Source organism: Pseudomonas sp. GL-B-12, from assembly GCF_019955895.1.
Taxonomy (GTDB): Bacteria; Pseudomonadota; Gammaproteobacteria; order Pseudomonadales; family Pseudomonadaceae; genus Aquipseudomonas.
The window spans coordinates 1-19,734 of the sequence record NZ_JAHBCX010000040.1 but is presented as its reverse complement, the minus strand read 5'-3'; the positions used below and the strand labels follow the sequence as shown (position 1 = coordinate 19,734).

The 19,734-nt window shown below is 62.8% G+C and carries 18 protein-coding genes; 4 read left to right on the top strand and 14 right to left on the bottom strand.

The annotated features are described in order from the left end of the window. Window positions 1–163: 163 nt before the first annotated feature. From KGA85_RS21415 to KGA85_RS21350, 14 genes are all read right to left on the bottom strand, one after another. Entirely contained in the window at window positions 164–673 is a 510-nt protein-coding gene (locus KGA85_RS21415; RefSeq protein ID WP_223458450.1) for a DUF1993 family protein, read from the bottom strand. 76 nt (window positions 674–749) lie between these two features. Next, window positions 750–1,625, bottom strand: coding sequence for an SDR family oxidoreductase (locus KGA85_RS21410; protein ID WP_223458448.1), 876 nt, complete (start codon window positions 1,623–1,625; stop codon window positions 750–752). An 86-nt stretch (window positions 1,626–1,711) separates the two neighbouring features. Then, the gene (locus KGA85_RS21405; protein WP_223458446.1) at window positions 1,712–2,860 is read right to left on the bottom strand and encodes an acetyl-CoA C-acetyltransferase; all 1,149 of its coding nucleotides are present in this window, start codon (window positions 2,858–2,860) and stop codon (window positions 1,712–1,714) included. 168 nt (window positions 2,861–3,028) lie between these two features. After that, window positions 3,029–4,084: an acyl-CoA dehydrogenase family protein gene (locus KGA85_RS21400; RefSeq protein WP_223543361.1), complete on the bottom strand. Its 1,056-nt coding sequence runs from the start codon at window positions 4,082–4,084 to the stop codon at window positions 3,029–3,031. A gap of 10 nt (window positions 4,085–4,094) precedes the next feature. After that, window positions 4,095–5,261 (bottom strand): acyl-CoA dehydrogenase family protein, encoded by a 1,167-nt coding sequence (locus KGA85_RS21395; protein ID WP_223533500.1) that lies wholly within the window; start codon window positions 5,259–5,261, stop codon window positions 4,095–4,097. A 10-nt stretch (window positions 5,262–5,271) separates the two neighbouring features. Then, window positions 5,272–6,027 carry an enoyl-CoA hydratase family protein gene (locus KGA85_RS21390; RefSeq protein ID WP_223458443.1) on the bottom strand — a complete coding sequence of 252 codons (756 nt, stop codon included), beginning with the start codon at window positions 6,025–6,027 and terminating at the stop codon, window positions 5,272–5,274. Window positions 6,028–6,056: 29 nt separating this feature from the next. Beyond that, window positions 6,057–7,124, bottom strand: a complete 1,068-nt coding sequence (locus KGA85_RS21385) for an NAD(P)H-dependent flavin oxidoreductase (RefSeq protein ID WP_223543360.1) — start codon at window positions 7,122–7,124, stop codon at window positions 6,057–6,059. A gap of 2 nt (window positions 7,125–7,126) precedes the next feature. After that, entirely contained in the window at window positions 7,127–7,999 is an 873-nt protein-coding gene (locus KGA85_RS21380) for an enoyl-CoA hydratase (protein WP_046043072.1), read from the bottom strand. 23 nt (window positions 8,000–8,022) lie between these two features. Next, window positions 8,023–8,811, bottom strand: a complete 789-nt coding sequence (locus KGA85_RS21375; protein ID WP_223543359.1) for a CoA-transferase subunit beta — start codon at window positions 8,809–8,811, stop codon at window positions 8,023–8,025. A gap of 11 nt (window positions 8,812–8,822) precedes the next feature. Beyond that, the gene (locus tag KGA85_RS21370; protein ID WP_223458437.1) at window positions 8,823–9,704 is read right to left on the bottom strand and encodes a CoA transferase subunit A; all 882 of its coding nucleotides are present in this window, start codon (window positions 9,702–9,704) and stop codon (window positions 8,823–8,825) included. A gap of 11 nt (window positions 9,705–9,715) precedes the next feature. Beyond that, a complete protein-coding gene (locus KGA85_RS21365) occupies window positions 9,716–10,612 on the bottom strand; it encodes a VOC family protein (protein WP_223533494.1) in 897 nt (298 codons plus the stop codon). A gap of 258 nt (window positions 10,613–10,870) precedes the next feature. Next, window positions 10,871–11,230: a DUF6124 family protein gene (locus KGA85_RS21360; protein WP_223533942.1), complete on the bottom strand. Its 360-nt coding sequence runs from the start codon at window positions 11,228–11,230 to the stop codon at window positions 10,871–10,873. 750 nt (window positions 11,231–11,980) lie between these two features. Then, window positions 11,981–13,102, bottom strand: a complete 1,122-nt coding sequence (locus tag KGA85_RS21355) for an LLM class flavin-dependent oxidoreductase (RefSeq protein ID WP_056722369.1) — start codon at window positions 13,100–13,102, stop codon at window positions 11,981–11,983. Window positions 13,103–13,225: 123 nt separating this feature from the next. After that, a complete protein-coding gene (locus KGA85_RS21350) occupies window positions 13,226–14,410 on the bottom strand; it encodes a flavin-dependent monooxygenase (protein WP_223461782.1) in 1,185 nt (394 codons plus the stop codon). A 1,205-nt stretch (window positions 14,411–15,615) separates the two neighbouring features. Here KGA85_RS21350 and KGA85_RS21345 point away from each other — a divergent pair. The 4 genes from KGA85_RS21345 to KGA85_RS21330 are packed head-to-tail and all read left to right on the top strand — an operon-like array spanning window position 15,616 to window position 19,665. Continuing rightward, window positions 15,616–16,131 (top strand): flavin reductase family protein, encoded by a 516-nt coding sequence (locus KGA85_RS21345; protein ID WP_223449199.1) that lies wholly within the window; start codon window positions 15,616–15,618, stop codon window positions 16,129–16,131. Between the two features lie 9 nt (window positions 16,132–16,140). Then, window positions 16,141–17,820 carry an FAD-binding protein gene (locus KGA85_RS21340; RefSeq protein WP_223543358.1) on the top strand — a complete coding sequence of 560 codons (1,680 nt, stop codon included), beginning with the start codon at window positions 16,141–16,143 and terminating at the stop codon, window positions 17,818–17,820. Next, window positions 17,808–18,563, top strand: a complete 756-nt coding sequence (locus tag KGA85_RS21335; protein WP_223461778.1) for a glucose 1-dehydrogenase — start codon at window positions 17,808–17,810, stop codon at window positions 18,561–18,563. Before KGA85_RS21340 ends, KGA85_RS21335 begins: the two co-directional genes overlap by 13 nt. Window positions 18,564–18,576: 13 nt before the next feature. Continuing rightward, window positions 18,577–19,665: a ferredoxin--NADP reductase gene (locus tag KGA85_RS21330; RefSeq protein WP_223461776.1), complete on the top strand. Its 1,089-nt coding sequence runs from the start codon at window positions 18,577–18,579 to the stop codon at window positions 19,663–19,665. Window positions 19,666–19,734 lie beyond the last annotated feature (69 nt).

Here is a 19,734-nt window from a genome sequence, read left to right as displayed (position 1 = left end):
CCCTTGTGGGAGCGGGCTTGCTCGCGAAAGCGGAGTGTCAGTCAATGAAGATGTTGAAGCTGATGGCCCCTTCGCGAGCAAGCCCGCTCCCACAGGAGACCGCGTACAAACGAAAAAGCCCCCGCAGCCTGAGGCTCCGGGGGCTTTTTTGTACCTGGACGGTTTAGAACGCGCCCATGTAGTCGCGCTTGCCCACTTCCACGCCGTTATGGCGCAGCAGTGCGTAAGTGGTGGTGACGTGGAAGAAGAACTGCGGCAGGCCGTAGGTCAGCAGGTAAGCCTGGCCGCTGAACCGCTTCTCTTTAGGCGTGCCCGGACGGGTGACGATCTCGATGCCTTCCTTGCCGTTGATCTGCGCAGGCGTAATGCTGCCGATGAAGGCCAGGGCCTTGGCGATCAGCGCTTGCAGATCCGCGAAGGTGGTTTCTGTGTCGTCGTACTTGGGCAATTCGACTTCGGCCAGGCGACCGGTAACGCCCTTGCTGAAATCAACGGCGATCTGCACCTGACGCACCAGCGGGAACATGTCCGGGAACAGGCGCGCTTGCAGGAAGGCGTTAGGGTCGATGTTTTTTTCGGTGGCGTGAGCCTCGGCCTTTTTCAGTACATCGCTCAGAGCGTTGAGCATTTGCTGGAAAACAGGCACGGAAGCGTCGTACAGGGAAATGGTCATGGCAGGTCTCGTGTGGTGACAGAGGGAAACGTCGGCCGATTATAGCCGCGCGCCGCCCTCCCGAGACCGGACTTTTTCAGCTGCCGTACACTTTGGCCGCCGGAACGGCCTGAGCCACCAGCTGTGAGACGGCTTCGCCCATCTCGCCGACCGCCCAGCGGCCCTGGCGATCCAGTTGTGGACCACGGCGCCAGCCGTCGGCGATGGACAACTTGCCGCCCTCTACTTCGAACATCTGCCCGGTCACCTCGGCGGAAGCCTCGGAGCCGAGCCACACCACCAGCGGCGCGACGTTTTCCGGGGCGAAGTAATCGAAGCCTTCTTCAGGCTTTTTCATGGTGTCGGCGAACACTTGCTCGGTCATTCCGGTGCGCGCGGCCGGCGCCAGGGCGTTGGCGGTGATCCCGTAGCGGCGCAGTTCAGCCGCCTGCACCAGGGTCAGCGAGGCGATACCGCCTTTGGCTGCCGCGTAATTGGACTGACCGATGGAGCCCTGCAACCCGGCGCCGGAACTGGTGTTGATGATCCGCGCATCGACCTTGGCGCCGCCCTTGGCCTGCTCGCGCCAGTACTTCACGGCGTGGCTGGAAATGCAGAAGTGGCCCTTGAGGTGCACGGCTACCACGGCATCCCAGTCGGCGTCGCTGAGGCTGGCGAACATGCGGTCGCGGCAGATGCCGGCGTTGTTGACCACCACGTTCAGGTCGCCGAAGGTTTCGATGGCCTGGCGCACGATCAACCCCGCCGAGTCATAGCGGGTGATGTCGTCACTGTTGGCCACGGCGCTGCCGCCCTGGCCGAGGATTTCGCCGACCACGGCCAACGCCGCTTCACGGTTGATGTCGTTGACCACCACTTTCGCGCCTTCGGCGGCGAAGGCCAGCGCGTAGGCGCGGCCCAGACCACCGCCGGCACCGGTGATGATCACGACGCGGTTTTCACAGATCTTCATATTGTTCATCCTTCAAATTCATCACTCGTTGCCACAATCCCTGTGGGAGCGGGCTTGCTCCCACAGGTTCAGTGGTCATCTTGAAATCACAAACGTTCGATGATCGTCACGTTGGCCTGACCACCGCCTTCACACATCGTCTGCATGCCGAAGCGTCCGCCGCTGCGTTCCAGCTCGTGCAGCAAGGTGCACATCAAGCGGGTGCCGGTGGCGCCCAATGGATGACCGAGGGCGATCGCGCCGCCGTTGACGTTGGTTTGTTCGTGGGGGTAGCCAGTCTCTTTCAACCAGGCCATGGCCACCGAGGCGAAGGCTTCGTTGATCTCCACGCGGTCGATGTCTTCGAGCTTCATGCCGGCACGCTTGAGTGCGTAAGCGGTGGCCGGGATCGGCGCGGTGAGCATCCAGATCGGGTCTTCGGCGCGCACGCTCAGGTGATGGATGCGTGCCCGTGGCGTCAGGCCGTAACGCTTGAGCGCAGCCTCCGAGACGATCAGCATCGCGCTGGCCGCGTCGCAGGTCTGGCTCGACACCGCGGCGGTCACCCGGTCGCAGCCGAACAGGAATTCCAGCTCGGACATTTTTTCCAGGCTGGTCTGGCGCGGCGTTTCGTCATGCAGCACACCGGCCAGTGGCACGATTTCGCGATTGAAGCGGCCTTGCTCGATGGCCTGCAAGGCACGTCGATGGGACTCCAGCGAATAGGCTTCAAGCTGCACCCGGGACAGGTCCCACTTTTCAGCGATCATCTGCGCCGAACGGAACTGCGTCGGTGGTTGCGCGCCATAGCGCCGCACCCAGCCTTCGGAACCGCTGAACGGATCGGTGAAGCCCAAGGGTTCGGCGGCGATCATCGCCGAGGAAATCGGGATCTGGGTCATAGTCTGCACGCCACCGGCGATGACCACGTCCTGGGTGCCGCTCATCACCGCCTGGGCGGCGAAGTGCACCGCTTGCTGCGACGAACCGCACTGGCGATCGATGGTGGTGCCCGGCACCGATTGCGACAGGCCGGCCGCCAGCCAACTGGTGCGGGCGATGTCCCCGGCCAGCGGGCCGATGGTGTCGACACAGCCGAATATCACGTCGTCGTAATCCTCGTCGGGAATGGCGTTGCGCTCGACCAGCGCGCGCAACACATGGGCGCCCAAGTCGGCGGCGTGGATCTGGCTCAGACCACCCTTGCGCCGCCCGATGGGCGTACGCAGGGCGTCGACGATATAAGCTTCAGGCATGGTCTACCTCGGTGAAAAAACTGAAATCTGGTATTGAGAGCGCCGAAAAACCTGTGGGAGCGAGCTTGCTCGCGATGAGGCCGGCACATCCAACATTGATGCCATCTGACGCACCGCCATCGCGAGCAAGCCCGCTCCCACAGGGGGTTCGTCACCCTTACTGACTGGTTAGAACGTACTGCCCGCACCCAGTGCAGGCTTGCTGTCGAGCAACGCTGTACGGATGCGTGCTTTGTGCAAACCACGATCGCCCCAGACCTTGTCCAAGGCCCAGGCGCGCTTCATGAACAGGTGCAAATCGACCTCCCAGGTGTACCCCATGGCGCCGTGGGCCTGGATGGTGTTCTTCGCCGCGAGCATCGCCGCTTCCGCCGTCGCCAGCTTGGCGTGGGACACCAGCACGTCCTGCCCCGGTTGTTGCTCGGCCAGCGCATAAGCGGCGCGGTACAGCGGGCCTTTGGCGAACTCGATCTGCACCGCGACGTTGGCCATCAAATGCTTGACCGCCTGGAACGAGCCCACCGGCTTGCCGAACTGCTTGCGCTCGAAGGTGTAGTCCACCGCCAGGTCGACCATGCGTTTGGCCAGCCCGAGCAATTGCGCGGCACTGGCGAGGGCGCCACGGTTGAAGGCTGCCGTCCACAGGCGTCGGCCCTGCTCACCGCTGGCAACGCAGGTGGCGGGGGTTGGCGTCCACTCGACCTGGAACAGCTGGCGGCTCGGGTCGACCGACTCGTTGCGGGTCAGGCGTACGGCATCACGCTCCAAGGCGTGCACTTCGTCGCCATTGGCCAGCAACAGCAGATCGGCGACATGGGCATCGCTGACCAGCGGATTACCTGGCTCGGAAACCGCGAGACGCGCACGGCCCTCGGCCACTCGCGACAGCCATTTTTGTTTGAGCGGCGCGTGTTGCTCATCCAGGGCGGCGAGCAATGGCACGCCGACCAGCATGGTCTCCACCAGCGGCTCGGGCAGCCCCGCATAACCGCATTCCTGAGCGATCAGCACGAAGTCCAGCTCATTCATGCCCATGCCGTCCTGCGCCTCGGGCACGGTCAGGGCGGTCAGGCCCAGCTCCACCAGTTGCGCCCAGAGTTGCTCACTGCGCCCGCTGTCGCTCTGCCACAGTTCGCGAATGCGTTCCGGGGTGACTTCGTTGATCAGAAAGCTGCGGACGTTGTCCTGAAACAGCAGTTGGTCGCGGCTGAAACTAAAGTCCATGGTCTATTCCTCAGGCACGCGGCATGCCGAGCATGCGTTCGGCAATGATGTTGCGCTGGATCTCGTTGGTGCCGGCGTAGATCGGCCCGGCCTGGGCAAACAGGAAGCCTTCCAGCCAATGACCGACGTCACCGGCGGCCGGTGCTTCGGGCAGCAATTCGCCGCGCAATCCGAGAATGCTCATGGCGGTGTCGTGCATGCGCTGGTCAAGTTCGGACCAGAAGATCTTGTTGGTCGACGATTCCGGCCCGATCTTGCCGCCCTGCACAAGTTGCGAAGCAGTCATGTAGGTGCTCAGGGTGTAGGCCTCGGCATCCAGCCAGGCGCGCATCACCGCCTCGCCGATGGCCGGGTCGCGGTCGGCGTGCTCACGGTTGGCCAGGTACAACTGCACCAGACGCTTGGCGGTTTCCTGGAAGCGCGCCGGTGAACGCAGCAACAAACCACGCTCGAAACCGGCGGTGGACATCGCCACGTGCCAACCCATGCCTTCGCCACCGAGGGCGTTTTCCACCGGCACCTTGACGTCGTCGAAGAAAATTTCGGCAAAACCAGGCAAGCCGTTGAGCTGCGGAATCGGCCGCACCGTGATGCCCGGCGTGTCCAGCGGCAGCAGGATGAAGGTCAGGCCGTGATGACGCTGGGACTGCGAGTCGGTACGGAAAATACCGAACGCCCAATCCGCCCACACCGCACGGGTCGACCAGGTTTTCTGGCCATTGATCACGTAGTGGTCGCCCACCCGCTCTGCCTTGGAACGGATCGCTGCCATGTCAGAACCGGCACCCGGCTCGGACCAGGCCTGGGCCCAGATGTCTTCGCCTGTGGCCATGCGCGGCAGGAAACGCGCTTTCTGCTCTTCGCTGCCGTACTCCATCAGGGTCGGGCCGAGCAGGAAGATGCCGTTCTGGTTGACCCGTGCCGGCGCCCCGGAACGGTAGTATTCCTCTTCGAAAATCAGCCACTCGATCAGGTCGCAGCCACGGCCGCCGAGTTCGGTCGGCCAGGTGACCATGCCCCAACGGCCTTCGTTGAGTTTGGCTTCCCAGGCGCGGTGCTCGGCAAAACCCGCCTCGGTGTCGAACGATTGCAGCGGTTTACTCGGTACATTGGCGGCCAGCCAGGTCCGCGCTTCAGCGCGAAAGGCTTGTTGGGCCGGGGTATAGGTCAAGTCCATGAGCGTGCCTTCAGCCGTTGAATCGGGCATCGCGTTTCTCGACGAACGAGTCGCGTGCTTCCTGAGAGTCCAGTGAGCGGTAGGCTTCGAGGGTGAAGCCCTGCTCCCAGCGGTATTTATCTTCGAGGTTGCCGTCTTCGATGCCGCTCAGCGCTTCCTTGGCCAGGCTGATCATGCCGGGGCTCTTGGCGGCGATGGTGCGGGCGATCTGCAACGCGGCTTCGCGCAAGTCTTCGCGCTTGACCACCCGCTCCACCGCGCCCAGGCGGTAAGCCTCGGCGGCGTCGATGGCTTCGCCGGTGAAGTACATGTGGCGGACTTTCTGCACCGGGAACAGGCGCTGCAAATGCGCACCGCCGCCCATGGCGCCGCGATCAACTTCCGGCACGCCGAAGGTGGCGCACTCGGACGCGACGATGATGTCGGCGGCGCCGCAGATGCCGATGCCGCCGCCCAGCACGAAGCCGTGCACGGCCACGATCACCGGTTTCGGGTTGCGGTGGATGGCCTTGAAGCTATCGTAGTTGCCCTTGTTCACCGCGACGATCAGGTTGCCGTCGGCGGCCAGTTCCTTGATATCGACCCCGGCGCAGAAGCCGCGACCTTCGGCACGGATCACGATCACCCGCACGTCGCTGTTGCGGCCCAAGCCCTCGATCTCGCTGGCGATATCGGCCCAGCCCTGGCAATTGAAAGCGTTGACCGGTGGTCGGTTGAAGACCAGTTCGGCAATGCCGTGTTCGATGCTGACGCTAAATGGTTTCATGGTTTCCTTCCTTCACAATGCATGGCCCCTTACGACACACGGCGGCACAGCTCGCCCAGGCGCGCTTCGGCGTCGCGGACGATCTGTTCAATCAATTGGGCGCAGCTGGGCAAGCTGTCGATGGATGCAGCGATTTGTCCGGCAGGCAACACGCCCTCGGCCGGACGCCCGTCGACCATGGCTTTCTGGATCACCATCGGTGCGTTGGCGGCCATGATGCTTTGCGCGGCGGTCAACTCTCCGCTGCCGCGCATCTTCAACGCACTGGTGAGCAACTGGGTCAGGCTCATGCCGGTGTGACGGCGGTAGGCCAGGCCACTGCGCACGGCCAGCAACAGGCGCTTGAGGCCGCCGCTGTTTTCCAGCTGGTTGAGCAATTCGTTGCGGATCATCCGTTGCGGCATGCCGTCGATGGCCCGGCTGATGATGATCGCCGCCGGGTCCTTGACCGCCAGGTAACGGGCAAGCGTCGCCTGGGGCACCGGGCTGTCGGCGCACATCAGGAAACGCGTGCCCATGGCGATGCCTTCGGCACCGTAGGCCAGGGCCGAGACCAGGCCCTTGCCGTCCTTGAATCCGCCGGCCGCCACCACGGGCACCGACACAGCATTGACCACCTGATCAAGCAGCATCGAGGTCGGTACGGAACCGGTGTGTCCCCCGCCCTCACCGCCCTGTACGGTCACCGCATCGGCGCCCATTTCCACGGCTTTCTGCGCATGCTTGAGCGCGCCCACCGTGGGAATGCACACCACCCCGGCATCCTTAAGGCGGCTGATCATTTGCTTGCCCGGCGAACGGCTGTAGCTGACCGCGCGGACTTTATGACGCAACACCAACTCGACGATCTCGCCGGCATTGGCCTGGTACATATGGAAATTCACCCCGAACGGCTGATCGGTCAGGCGCCGGGTTTCGATGATCGCCGCTTCCATCTGTTGCGGCTCGATGGTCGCCCCGGCGAGAAAACCGAAACCGCCAGCATTGCCTGTGGCCGCCACCAGTTTCGGGTCGGCGACCCAGCCCATGGCGGTCTGGATGATCGGATAGCGGCAACCGAGCAGTTCAGTCAAACGGGTATTCAACGAGATCGCCATGTTCACGCCTCGCCCGTTTTGCGCTGGGAACTGGCCATGGCCTTGGCGTCGTAGCCGCCGAGGCGGTCGCCGGACACCAGTTCGTTGTGGGCATGGGCGAAGTGATGCAGGCCGAACACCATGTCCATGGTCGCGCGCTTGCCCATCAGGTCTTCGGCGTTGTTCACCGCTTGCTTGCTCAGTTGCAGGCCCAGGCGCGGCATCTGGGCGATGCGCCCGGCGATGTCGAGGGTTTGTTGCTCCAGCTCGTCGCGAGCAACTACCCGATTGAGCATCCCCATCTGATAGGCACGCGGTGCCGGCATGCGCTCGCCGAGGAACAGGAACTCCTTGGCGATACGTGGGTTCAGTTCATGCACATGAGCAAAATACTCGACCCCGGGAATGCCCATGCGAACCACCGGATCGGCGAAATACGCATCCTCGCTGGCGACGATCAGGTCGCAGACCCAGGCCAGCATCAGCCCACCGGCAATGCACGCGCCCTGGACCATGGCGATGGTCGGCTTGGGCATCTCGCGCCAGCGCCGGCACATGCCCAGATAGACTTCCTGCTCGCGGGCGTAGAGAAACTCGCCGCCCGGTTTGTTCACATGGTCGTACCACAGGCTGGCGCGGTCGAAGGTCTTATCGACGTCGCGGCCCGGGGTGCCAATGTCATGCCCGGCGGAGAAATGCTTGCCGGCGCCACGCAACACAATGACCTTCACTTCATCGTCATCGCAGGCCCGGCGAAACGCCGCGTCCAGCGCATAGGTCATCTGCGAGTTCTGCGCGTTGTGGAACTCGGGGCGGTTCATGGTGACCAGGGCCACCGCGCCACGCACCTCGTACAGCACCACCTCGGCCTGATTGTTATCGTTATGTTCAGCCATCACTTTTCTCCGCAACGCGTTGCTCAGCGTTGGCCTGGCGGGTTGTCTTTGAGTTGCAGGGCGCGCAGGTTGTGCGGGTCCAGACGCTGGATCAGTTGCAACTGCTCGGCCGTCGGCGCCGCGGTGGTCGGGCAGTCATCCGGCACGTGCAATTCGAAACCGGTGTTGTCCTGGACTTGCGCTGCCGTCACGCCGGAGTGCAGCGAACGGATGCGCATCTGCCGCTGCGGACCCTGGAAATCCAGGACGCAGAGGTCGGTGATGATCAGGCGGATGTCGATGTCGTCCAGCGACCAGCCCCGCGCCAGGCGGGCCGGGTTGTAGCCGACCGAGGCGACCATATCGACCTCGCCTTCGACGAACACCCGGCGGTTATGGCTCGGCACGCAAAACGAGTTGGCGTGGCTGATCGAGTTGCCGGGGAAACCGCGCACGCCGAGCATCTGCGCCTTGGGTTTGGCGTAGTCGCCGATGCAGGAAATGTTGGCTTGACCGTAACGGTCGATCTGGGTCGGGCCGACCAGTGCATGGCGCTTGCCGCCCCAGACGTTGTCGAAAATCCGCGAGAAACCCATCCAGCTGTCGCGCTTGGGCTCGTAGCCTTTGCGCGCGCCCAAGGGCACCGGTTCGGCCACCATGTAGGCTTCGGAGTCGGTCATCAGCAGTTGCGGGTTGCTGGTCAGCATGGCCAGCGAGGCCGCCAGGCGCGGGATCACGCCGATGCCGGAGGCCAATACTTCGCCGTCTTCGCGCCAGGCTTCGGAGGCCGCGCAGATCATCAACTCAGCGAGGCTGAAATCAGTAGTGCTCATCGAAAGGCTCCTTAGAAAATCGGCAACGGCAGTTCACGGATCGCAGCCAGGCCGCCGACCTTTTCCAGATACTGTTCGTGGGTGCAGTCGACGTAGTCGCTCACGTAGCCCTGCCAGCCGTCGGCCACCTGGACCGTGGCGTTGTAGGCCTTGAAGTGCGCGACGTCGAAACCGTACAGCGGCGCACAGGAAGACGGATGCGCCCCGCCCGGCACGTGGGCCACCGCGGTGGTCAGGTTGCGTTCCCAGAACACTTGATGGGCGTGGGCGCTGTCCTGATGGAAATACTCGCTGTCGACCAGCTCATCGCAGGTCACGTAGCTGTGGGTCGCGGCCCGCACGAACAGGTCGTCCATGTAGTGATCCGGACCGCTGATCTGGCACACGCCGCGTTTGTCGGCACGGTCGACGTGGACCAGCGTCGCGTCGAGCTTGAGCGCTGGCATGGCGACCCAGTCCTTGCCATCGGCATAGGGCGAGGCGATCAACTTGATCTGGCGGTTGTGGCGCAGCACGTCAGTGCCCAGGCCCACCGCCGTCGGAATGAACGGCACATTCATCGCCGCCGCCCGCAGGCCGAGCAACAGCATGCCTTCGTCGATCTCCATCACTTCCAGCGCCGCTTCCTGGCGCGCCTTGCGGAAGTACGGCTCCAGCGGAATGAAATCCAGGGAAACGAAGGCGAACACCAGTTTCTTGATCTTCCCGGCTGCGCAAAGCATGCCGACGTCCGCCCCCCCGTATGCAACAACAGTCAGCTCCTTGAGGTCCGAGCGCAGGATCTCGCGCACCAGCGCCATCGGCTTGCGGCGCGGGCCCCAGCCACCGATACCGATGGTCATGCCGTCACGCAGTTGGCCGACAATCTCGGCGGTGGTCATTTGCTTGTCCATCGTCTTGTTCCTCATTGGCGACCGACACTGAAGTCGTGGCCCCAGTGGCTGACCACGGTGCTTTCGAACGGTGTGTGGCGGTCCCAGTCGACCACCAGGCCGTCGCAGCCGTACTCCAGGTCAAACCCGGACGGGGTCTTGATATAGAAAGAAATCATCTGGTCATTGGTGTGCTGGCCGAGGGTCGCCGACAGCTTCACGCCGTTGGCGTGGACGCGATCCAGCGCACGACCGACTTCGTCCAGCGCGTTGACCTCGACCATCATGTGCACGCAACCGTGGGGCATCGGGCACTCGAAAATCGCCAGCGAGTGGTGGCGGCCGTTGTTGCAGTGCAGGAAGTGAATGCGCTTTTGCGGCTCGGCCGGGTCCGGAGTGAAGCGGACTTTCATCAGGTCGGACAGACCGAAACCCATCACCTGTTCGTAGAAGTCGCGGCAGCGCTCGAAGGCCGGGGCTGGCAATACGACGTGGCCCATGCCGAGGTCGTTGGTGACGAAACCTTTGACGCCCACTGGCGAAACGAATCGGGCGAAGTCCTGCAACGGGCCCCAGAACAGTTCGTGGCGATTGCCATCCGGGTCGCTGAAGTGCACCAGTTCCTGGACCTTGCGCAACTCGGCCTCAGCCGCAGTGCCAAGGGTCACTTGCACGTCGGCCTGTTGCAGCTCGCTGACTGCCTGTTCAAGCGCCGCTTTGCCGGCCACTTCCCAGCCGCAGGCACCGAAGCCGTTCTCGGCGTTCTTCTGCACCAGGATGCGGTAGTGGCGCTCGTCCATCTTCAGGTACAGGTGGCCGTCGTCATCGTTGCCGATGACCATCATGCCCAGCACCTGGCTTGCGTAATGGCGCCATTGCGCCAGGTCGCTGGATAACAGGGTGACGTAACCCAGACCACGGATATCCATGGATGCACTCCTCGTTTTACTCAGGCGGTGCCGCCCTTCGGCGACTGCCGGGGGAGACTTTATGTAGGGCCTATTCAAACGGGTTCGGGGAGGGGCAACATCGTCCAATGGGACTAGCGGATTTGGTGGGGTACACGCATCAAAAACTGTGGGAGCGGGCTTGCTCGCGAAGGCGGCGTGTCAGGCGCCATTGATGTTGAATGTGCCGGCCTCTTCGCGAGCAAGCCCGCTCCCACAGGGGTCAGTGGTGTTGCGGGTTTATGCAGGCGGGTCGATTTGATCGAGCACGCGGTTCGCGGTGATTTCGGCCAGCATGACGCTATTGGAAATACCCAGCAGGGCATTGCGATCACCACCCTCCAGATGATCCACCAGTTGATGCACCATCACATCCACCGAGGCCAGGGTCTCGACCAGATAGACCACCAGGGTTTCGGTCGTGGCCTCAGGGTCGACGGTAAACAGTGTGCTGATTGTTCGAGGGGTGGCTTTGATGTCGGCTGTCGAGGGGAAGTGGTAAGCGAGGGCACGCTCGGCGGCCTCGTTGAGTTTTTTTGAATCGGGCTCGTATGGGGATGCTGGATCGGATTCCGGCGGATTTGGTGTGACTTTGAACATATCTCAGGTTCCTAATGATGTGCCAACCTCCTGCTGCTAAACGAAGAGGGTGGCAGCTGCACGCAGGTTAGCAGACCGGGGAACCTAAGAAGCCGGCGCGCCCAAGGGCGCCCTGCGTACAGCCACCATCAAAATACAGGCACAAAACCTGACTGATAGAAGCGTCGTACGACTTAGGTTATACCCGAGCTGCTAAACCCGATCACTGATGAGCAGTGACGCGAATCAAGTTACCGAGGGGCTCCAAGGCGCACAAGCCGGCGGATTCTGGCGTACCTGTAGGCAACGACGCAAGGCGTTGTAGCTTTCATCGAGTAACACTGACAGCCGTTAAACAGGCTCTGTTCAAAGGCCAAATCGGTGGCGCGAACTTGCGCAATAACCTGTAGGAGCGAGCTTGCTCGCGATGGTCGTCAACGATAACGCTGAAAGCCTGACACCCCGCGGCGTTCTTCGGTTTATCGCGAGCAGGCTCGCTCCTACAAGGGGTATGCGGTGTTCAATCTTATTCGGCAGGCATAAAAAAACGGGCCTTGGGGACCCGTTACAAAGGTGGCCTGACGTCCGTGCCAGGCCTGAAAAACTTCTAAGCTTGATCAGCCAAATGGCTTGACCAAAAACCCTGTGGGAGCGAGCTTGCTCGCGATGGCGGACTTTCATTCAACATCAATGTTGACTGTTATGGCCTCATCGCGAGCAAGCTCGCTCCCACAGGGATAGTGTGGTGTTCAAGCTCTAGTGGCTTGCCTATCAACCCTTACGAAAATGCGGAATCACCTTCTCGCCAATGTTCTTCAAGGTTTCCAGCTGCGCCCACTGCGGCACGGTGCCCATCTGGCAGATGAACAGGATTTCGTCGGCGCCGGCATCGATCAGGCGCTGCACGTAGCCGATGCAATCCTCGACGGTGCCGTAGGCGTGGTTCGGGTTCATCATGGCCATGGTCGGGTCGGAGAAGTCGACGCTGACTTCTTCCGAAGCGAAGCGCGACTTGATCACGCTCTGGCCGTTGCCATCGACGTAGGTGTCGTCTTTCCACTTCTCCGGGTCCGGACGCTCACCGCCGCCGTACCAGTAGCCCAGGGATTCCATGAAGTAGCGCTGGCCACGGATACCGATACGGCGCGCTTCTGCGTTGTCGTCCAGCACGATGGCCGGGCACAGCGCGGCGATGTGGCGGTTAGGACGGAAGCCCACCTGCTTCTTCTCATCGCGGTTGTCGTAGGCCGTGTGATACACCTCGACCTTCTTGGCGATTTCTTCCGGACCACCGAAACCCAGCACCAGTGCGCCCATGCCGCGACCGCCGGCATTTTTCAGCGACTCGGTGTTGGTGCATGCCAGGTACATCGGCGGGTGCGGATCCTGGTACGGCTTTGGATGGATCGGGCGCTTGGGGATCTGCACGAAGTCGCCGTTGTGCTCGATCTCGTCCTGCACGAACATTTTCGGGATCAGGTACATCATCTCGTCGATCTGCGGCTGCAAGGTCGCCAGGTCGTAGCCGAAAGTGCCGGCTTCCTGCTGGGTGCCGCCCTTGCCCACACCAAAGTGCACACGGCCCTTGGACAGCAGGTCGAGGGTGGCGATGCGCTCGGCGACCTTCACCGGGTGGTTCATCGCCGGCGGCAGGCAGACCACGCCGTGACCGATGCCGATGCGCTCGGTCTTGCCGGCGACGAACGCCAGCATGGTTTCCGGGGCTGACATGTGCGAGTAGTTGCTCAGCGCGGTGTGCTCCACGCACCAGAAGGTGTCGAAGCCAAGCTTGTCGGCCAGCACAGCCTGTTCGACGGTGTCTTCAAAAATCTTGCGGTCGCCTTCACGGCTGGAATCCACCGTCTGTGCTTCGTAAATCAGGGAAAATTTCATGGTTGATCCTTGTGCTTATTTGGATGCGCAGTCGGCGCCAGAGACCTGTGCCTTGCGCCCATGCTCGGGTATTGGCAGGGCGCTCGAATCACGCAAACGGACTAGCCGGTTTGCAGGGAAGCGTCAGAGGAAAAAGTCGTTGCTGTCCTGGCCCATGCTCACGCCGCCGAGGTTCCAGGCGTACTTGGCCGGGCTGTTGGCGACGTGGGCGCGACCAGTGTGAATGTCGCGGAACGCACGGTTGATCGGGTGGCTGCGGAAGATCGTCGAAGCACCGCTGTTGAACATCAGCTCGCCAACGGCCTTGGCGCACTTGTCGGCCACCAGCGCCGAGTCGTAACGCATCTTCACCCGCTCGGGCATGCTCAACGGCTCCCCCTTCTGCGCGCGCTCCAGCATCAGGGCGAAGTTGCGATGCAGCACGGTCTTGCACTCGTCGACGCAGACCATGGCATTGGCCAGCGCCGATTGCGCAGCCGGGTCCTGAACCATTTTGCGACCGTCATTGACCCCGACCCGGGCCCGATTGTGCTCGACGAACTGATCCACCGCGCCTTGCAGGGCACCGATAGCGGACGACGAAACCGCACGCACGAAAATCTGCCCGAACGGCAGGCGGAACAACGGTGCAGTGTTCACCTCGTTGCCCGGACTGTTCTGCATGAAACCGTCGAATGCGCGATGGGTGCGGTACTCGGGAACGAAGGCGTTTTCCACCAGAATGTCGTGGGAACCGGTGGCTTCCAGGCCCATGACGTTCCAGTTGTCGAGAATCAGGTAGTCGCTGCGCGGCACCAGGAACGTCCGATAATCCGGCGCCCCGCCCGCCTCCGCCGGCGGCACCAGCGCACCGAGGAACGCCCAGTCGCAATGCTTGCTGCCGGAAGAAAAACCCCAGCGACCGCTCAACTTGAAGCCACCGTCGACCCGCTCGACCTTGCCCACCGGCATATAGGAAGACGAGATCAGCACGCTGGAATCGCTGCCCCAGACATCCTGCGCGGCGCGGTCGTCGAACAGCGCCAGTTGCCAGTTGTGGATCGCCACCACCCCCAGCACCCAGGCCGAGGACATGCAGCCTTCGGCAAGGGTCATCTGCACGTCGAAGAAATCCTTGGGCTCCAGTTCATAGCCCTCCCAACGGGACGGTTGCAGGATGCGAAAGAACCCGGCGTCCTGGAAATCCTTCAGGGTTTCTTCAGGCAACTGGCCTGCTTGCGCGGCATTCAGGGCGCGTTCACGCAGGATCGGCACCAACTCGCGGGCACGTTGGCTCAGACGCTGGCGAATCAGGTCTTGGTTGAGCATTTTTATTGTTCTCCTTTGTTCACCCCGTCCGCCGGGGCGCGCGTGCAACGGGGCGGGTGTAGCGCCCCTACACTGGCATTCAAACAATGCGCAACAGAGTGGACATCCCTCAAACGGACCATGTGGGATTGGGGAACAGGTATCAGGGGGTGTATCAGAAAGGGATGTGTTGGTTGGCAGGCCGCCATCGCGAGCAGGCTCGCTGCCACATTGGGTCCCCGGTTTTACTCGGGACTTGTGGCCGCTGAAGATCCCTGTGGGAGCGAGCTTGCTCGCGATGGCTTTGTGTCAGGCGATGATAATTTTGTGGGTGTACATATCCGTTGCTGCGGTAACGGCCTCTGGCGGTTCCGCTCTTACAGCGGGTCACTTGGAAAAGCCCCAAGTAACCAAGGGCTCTTGCCCCTGACGTTCGGTGCCTCGCTTAGGCTCGGCCTCACGAGGGGGCGTACACCGCAACAGCGTCCGAGGCGGCCTACCGGCCGGCCTGTTTGCCGGGTTCGTTCGTCTGTGATGTACCTGGTCGACTGGCAGGCCGCTATCGCGAGCAAGCTCGCTCCCACAGTTGATCCGGGTTTGCCTGCAAGAGATTGGTCGGCTGGCAGGCCGCCTTCGCGGGCAAGTCGGATCGCCGCACCGCCGCTCCCACAGGTGCTGAGTACATCTGCAAGAATTTGGCCGGCGGTCAGGCCGCCATCGCGAGCAAGCTCGCTCCCACAGAAGAGCAAAAGCAGGCCGGCATACACCCACGCTCTTCACCACTCATCAGGCCGAGCGTTAGCTCGCCTGCAGCTTTTGATCTTGATCCACCCGCCCCCTCGGAAGGCTGAGTGGAGGCGTTCATCCAGGGGGTAGGCGCGCAGCGCCGTTCGGCGCAGCCGAACACATCGAGAGGAGGTCGAGCGAAGCCGACCGGAGGCGATGCCCCCGGATGAATGCCGGAGCGAAGGAACCCCGAGCCTTGGCGAGGGGCCGTACGTAAGGGGCGAGACCTTTTGGTTCCTTTTGGGGCGTTTGCCAAAAGGGACTCGCCGTAAGGGCGAAACCATAAGCCGCCGTTACCAAAAAAACGGATATGTACACAACACAACAACAGCCTGGTCGGCCCAGAGGCCGCCAATGCCTAGTCCCCTCGGACGATGTGACGACTGGACGTCAGAGCAAGAATCCATCGCACTCCCCAACCAACAAAAAGGCCCAGTGCGATGAACGACGTCAATCTCAAAGCCGACATGCTCCAGGCCATGCGCCGCCTGGCCAAGTCAGTCACCATTATCAGCACCAGCAACGGCTCCGAACGCTTCGCCATGGCCGCCACCGCGGTCGACTCCCTGAGCACCGAACCACCATCGCTGCTGATCTGCGTCAACAAGACCGCCTCGCCCCACGCCGCACTGGCGACCGGCGCCGACTTCTGCGTCAACATCCTCGGCGTCGAACAACAAGACCTGGCCAACCTGTGCAGCGGCGCGATCAAGGGTGAAGCGCGCTTCGACCGCGGCAACTGGCTGACCAGCCCCGGCGGCATTCCTTACCTGGGTGACGCACAGTCGGCGATCCTCTGCCGCCAGGACGGCCACTTCAGCTACGGCACCCACACCGTGTTCATCGGGCGCATCCTGCAGATTCACACCACTGACGCCATCACCCCGCTGGTCTACCTCGACGGCAGCTACACCACCACCGCCAAACCCACTCCTTCCTTCGCTGTAGCCGGCTGAGGCCTGGACATGGACGGCCTGAACGGGTTGACGGCGCTGCGAGTGAACAGCGCCGACCAGTTGCCATGGGATGACCGCTGCGATTTGCTGATCGTCGGGTTTGGCGGTGCCGGCGCCTGTGCCGCCATCGAAGCCAGCACTCGCGGCCTGTCAGTACTCGCACTGGATCGCTTCGAAGGCGGCGGCGCCACGGCGCTCAGTGGTGGCGTGGTATATGCCGGCGGCGGTACGCCGTATCAGCGTCAGGCTGGCTATGAAGATACCAGCGAAGCCATGTTCAATTACCTGCGTCAGGAAGTCGGCGAGGCCGTCAGTCGTGAAACCCTAAAGGATTTCTGCGAAGGCAGCCGCGAGCAACTGGCCTGGCTGGAGCGACAAGGCGCCGCGTTCGAAGCCAGCGTGCCGCCGCATAAAACCTCGTACCCGAGCGACCAGTACTACCTCTATTACTCCGGCAACGAAGCCGTGCCGGCCTATGCCGCCAGTGCCAAGCCGGCGCCCCGTGGTCACCGCACCAAAGGTCCGGGCATGTCCGGCGCCAGCCTGTTCGCCCCGCTCAAGGCCAGTGCCTTGCGTCACGGCGCACGCCTGCGCAGCCAGTGCGAAGTGCGGCGACTGGTGCTCGACCTCGACGACAAGGTCATCGGCGTCGAAGCCTGGCAGTTGCCGTCGGGCAGTCGCGCCGCCAAACAACATGCGCGTCTGTCGCGCTGGGCCGCCGCCATTCATATGTACGCCCCGGCGCTGGCCGACCGCTTGCGCGCCCGTCAGCGTCGCATCGAACAGACCAGCGCCATTCGGCAATTGATTCGCGCCGAACAGGCGGTGTTGCTGAGCAGCGGCGGTTTTATCTTCAATCGCGATCTGGTGCGCCAACACGCGCCGCAGTATCTGGCCGGCTTGCCATTGGGCGCCACCGGTTGCAACGGCAGCGGCATCGCCCTGGGCCAGAGCGCCGGCGGCAGCGTGGCGCGGATGGACAAGGTCAGCGCCTGGCGTTTCATCAATCCGCCATTGGCCTGGGCTCGCGGGCTGATCGTCAATGCCCGCGGACAGCGTTACGCCAACGAAGAAATCTACGGCGCGACCCTCGGCCACGCCATGGTCGAAGAACAGGGTGGTCGCGCCATTCTGATTCTCAATCGGGCTCTGGTTCGAGAAGCACTCAGTCAGGTCGGCCCCGGCAAAGTCTGGAATTTCCAGCGCCTGCCGGTGCTGCTCAATCTGCTGTTCAACGCCAAGCGCAGCAACAACCTGGCCGGACTGGCCAAACGTTGCAACCTGCCGCCCGAACTGCTGCGCCAGAGTGTCGAACGCTATTCCCGCGCGGCACGGGGTGAGGTCGCCGACGAGTTCGGCAAATCCGCCGCGATGCTCGCCAACCTCGAACAAGGCCCGTGGTACGCCCTCGACCTGTCCTTTGACTGCAAGCTGTTCCCCTGCCCGGTCATCACTTTGGGCGGGCTGAAAGTCTGCGAGGACAGCGGTCGGGTGCTGGACCACGCCGGCCAGCCGATCCATGGCCTGTACAGCGCCGGCCGCAATGCGGTCGGGGTCGCCTCCAACCTGTATGTCTCCGGCCTGTCCCTGGCCGACTGCATTTATTCCGGTCGCCGGGCTGCCGCCCACGTGGCCGACCAATTCGCACTTCAAACCGCACGATCAGGAGAACAACAATGCAACGTGTAGAAGGCAAAGTCTGCATCATCACCGGCGCCGCCAGCGGCATCGGTCGCGAAGACGCCCTGCTGCTGGCCCGTGAAGGCGCCAAAGTGGTACTGACCGACCTCAATGAAGAGGCCGGTCGCCAGGTGGCTACAGAAATCGGCGCCAACGCGCTGTTCATCCGCCACGACATCGCCAGCGAAAGCGATTGGCAGAACGTGGTGAAAACCACCGTCGAACACTTCGGCCGCCTCGACGTGCTGGTCAACAACGCCGCGATCCTGGCGCTGGGCAGCATCGAAGACACCACCCTGGAGCTGTGGCAGAGGGTGCAGAAGATCAACGGCGACGGCTACTTCCTCGGCTGCAAGTACGCGATCCAGGCCATGAAGGAAACCGGCGGCGGCTCGATCATCAACATGTCGTCGGTGGCGGCGTTGGGCGCGATGCCGATGTTCTGCGCTTACTCGGCGTCCAAAGGCGCGGTGGCGGCGATGACCCGTTCCATTGCCCTGCACTGCAAGCAGCAGGGCTACCGCATTCGCTGCAACAGCGTGCACCCGGATGGCGTGAACACGCCGATGACCCAGGCCCTGGCTGGTGGTCAGCCAATCCCGCAGGAAGCGCTGGACCAGGACCCGATGAACCGCATGGCCGCGCCACGGGACATTGCCAACGTGGTGCTGTTCCTCGCCGCCGACGAGTCGCGGTTCGTCAACGGTGCAGAGATCCGCGTCGACAACGCCCAACTGATCAGCGGGCTCTGAGGCCGAGGTGAACATGGGCACGCAACAACAGAACCTGACCCCGGCCGAACACACGACGGCAAGCGTCTCATTGCAAGTGTGCGCGGTGATCGACGAGACCCTGGATGCGCGCTCGCTGGTGCTGGACGTACCGCCAACCCTGCGTGAGCGCTTTCGCTACAAACCGGGCCAGTTCCTGAGTTTTCGCGTGCCCTTGGCCGGCAAACTGTTGACCCGCTGCTATTCCATGGCCAGCTCGCCCCTCGCGGACGCGCTACCCAAGGTCACGGTGAAACGGGTCGACGGTGGCCGGGTGTCGAACTGGATGAACGAAGTGCAGGTCGGCGACTGGCTGGAAGTGCTGCCACCGGCCGGGCATTTCTGCCTGGACCCGCAGCCGTCGGCGGACACCGAAAAGCCCCTGGTCCTGTTCGGGGGCGGTTCGGGCATCACCCCGGTGTTTTCCATTCTCAAATCGGTGCTGCACAGCAGTCGGCGGCCGATCAAGTTGATCTACGCCAACCGCGATGAAGCGTCGGTGATTTTCAAGGACGAGCTGTGCCAGTTGATCAAGGCGCATCCTGATCAACTGCACGTGGTGCACGTCCTCGATTCGGTGCAGGGCTTCCTGACGGACCATCAGGTCCGTCATCTGCTGCGCGGATCGGCCGGTGGCGACTACTTCATCTGCGGGCCGGGACCGTTCATGGACACCGTGGAGCGCACGCTGCTGGCACTGGGCGAAGCGGCCGAGCGGATCCATGTCGAGCGTTTCGTCTCGCCACCGGACCCTGACGAGCTGCTGGCCGAGGAAGCCGTGGCGCGCGCTGCGGCCATGGACTCGCAGTGTGACGCGCTGATCGTCGAACTCGATGGTCAGCAACACGAAATTGCCTGCCAGCCCGGCGATACCTTGCTGCAAAGTTGCAAAGCCGCTGGCCTCGACGTGCCGTCGTCCTGTGAAGAAGGTTTCTGCGGGGCCTGCATGTGTGTGGTCAAGGAAGGCGAGGTTCAGTTGGCGCGCAACGATGTGCTGACGCCCAAGGAACTGGCCGGCGGCTGGACCCTGGCCTGCCAGAGCCGACCGACCGGGGCGAAAGTACGCCTGAAATTCCCGGATTGAGGTTACGCTCCTACGGGGGAATGCGGTCAATTGTGGGAGCGGGCTTGCTCGCGAAGGCGGTGTGTCAAC

Excerpts from the sequence above, each read along its gene's own strand:
- KGA85_RS21415 (WP_223458450.1), bottom strand. The coding sequence starts at position 673 with ATGACCATTTCCCTGTACGACGCTTCCGTGCCTGTTTTCCAGCAAATG.
- KGA85_RS21410 (WP_223458448.1), bottom strand. The coding sequence starts at position 1,625 with ATGAAGATCTGTGAAAACCGCGTCGTGATCATCACCGGTGCCGGCGGT.
- KGA85_RS21405 (WP_223458446.1), bottom strand. The coding sequence starts at position 2,860 with ATGCCTGAAGCTTATATCGTCGACGCCCTGCGTACGCCCATCGGGCGG.
- KGA85_RS21400 (WP_223543361.1), bottom strand. The coding sequence starts at position 4,084 with ATGGACTTTAGTTTCAGCCGCGACCAACTGCTGTTTCAGGACAACGTC.
- KGA85_RS21395 (WP_223533500.1), bottom strand. The coding sequence starts at position 5,261 with ATGGACTTGACCTATACCCCGGCCCAACAAGCCTTTCGCGCTGAAGCG.
- KGA85_RS21390 (WP_223458443.1), bottom strand. The coding sequence starts at position 6,027 with ATGAAACCATTTAGCGTCAGCATCGAACACGGCATTGCCGAACTGGTC.
- KGA85_RS21385 (WP_223543360.1), bottom strand. The coding sequence starts at position 7,124 with ATGGCGATCTCGTTGAATACCCGTTTGACTGAACTGCTCGGTTGCCGC.
- KGA85_RS21380 (WP_046043072.1), bottom strand. The coding sequence starts at position 7,999 with ATGGCTGAACATAACGATAACAATCAGGCCGAGGTGGTGCTGTACGAG.
- KGA85_RS21375 (WP_223543359.1), bottom strand. The coding sequence starts at position 8,811 with ATGAGCACTACTGATTTCAGCCTCGCTGAGTTGATGATCTGCGCGGCC.
- KGA85_RS21370 (WP_223458437.1), bottom strand. The coding sequence starts at position 9,704 with ATGGACAAGCAAATGACCACCGCCGAGATTGTCGGCCAACTGCGTGAC.
- KGA85_RS21365 (WP_223533494.1), bottom strand. The coding sequence starts at position 10,612 with ATGGATATCCGTGGTCTGGGTTACGTCACCCTGTTATCCAGCGACCTG.
- KGA85_RS21360 (WP_223533942.1), bottom strand. The coding sequence starts at position 11,230 with ATGTTCAAAGTCACACCAAATCCGCCGGAATCCGATCCAGCATCCCCA.
- KGA85_RS21355 (WP_056722369.1), bottom strand. The coding sequence starts at position 13,102 with ATGAAATTTTCCCTGATTTACGAAGCACAGACGGTGGATTCCAGCCGT.
- KGA85_RS21350 (WP_223461782.1), bottom strand. The coding sequence starts at position 14,410 with ATGCTCAACCAAGACCTGATTCGCCAGCGTCTGAGCCAACGTGCCCGC.
- KGA85_RS21345 (WP_223449199.1), top strand. The coding sequence starts at position 15,616 with ATGAACGACGTCAATCTCAAAGCCGACATGCTCCAGGCCATGCGCCGC.
- KGA85_RS21340 (WP_223543358.1), top strand. The coding sequence starts at position 16,141 with ATGGACGGCCTGAACGGGTTGACGGCGCTGCGAGTGAACAGCGCCGAC.
- KGA85_RS21335 (WP_223461778.1), top strand. The coding sequence starts at position 17,808 with ATGCAACGTGTAGAAGGCAAAGTCTGCATCATCACCGGCGCCGCCAGC.
- KGA85_RS21330 (WP_223461776.1), top strand. The coding sequence starts at position 18,577 with ATGGGCACGCAACAACAGAACCTGACCCCGGCCGAACACACGACGGCA.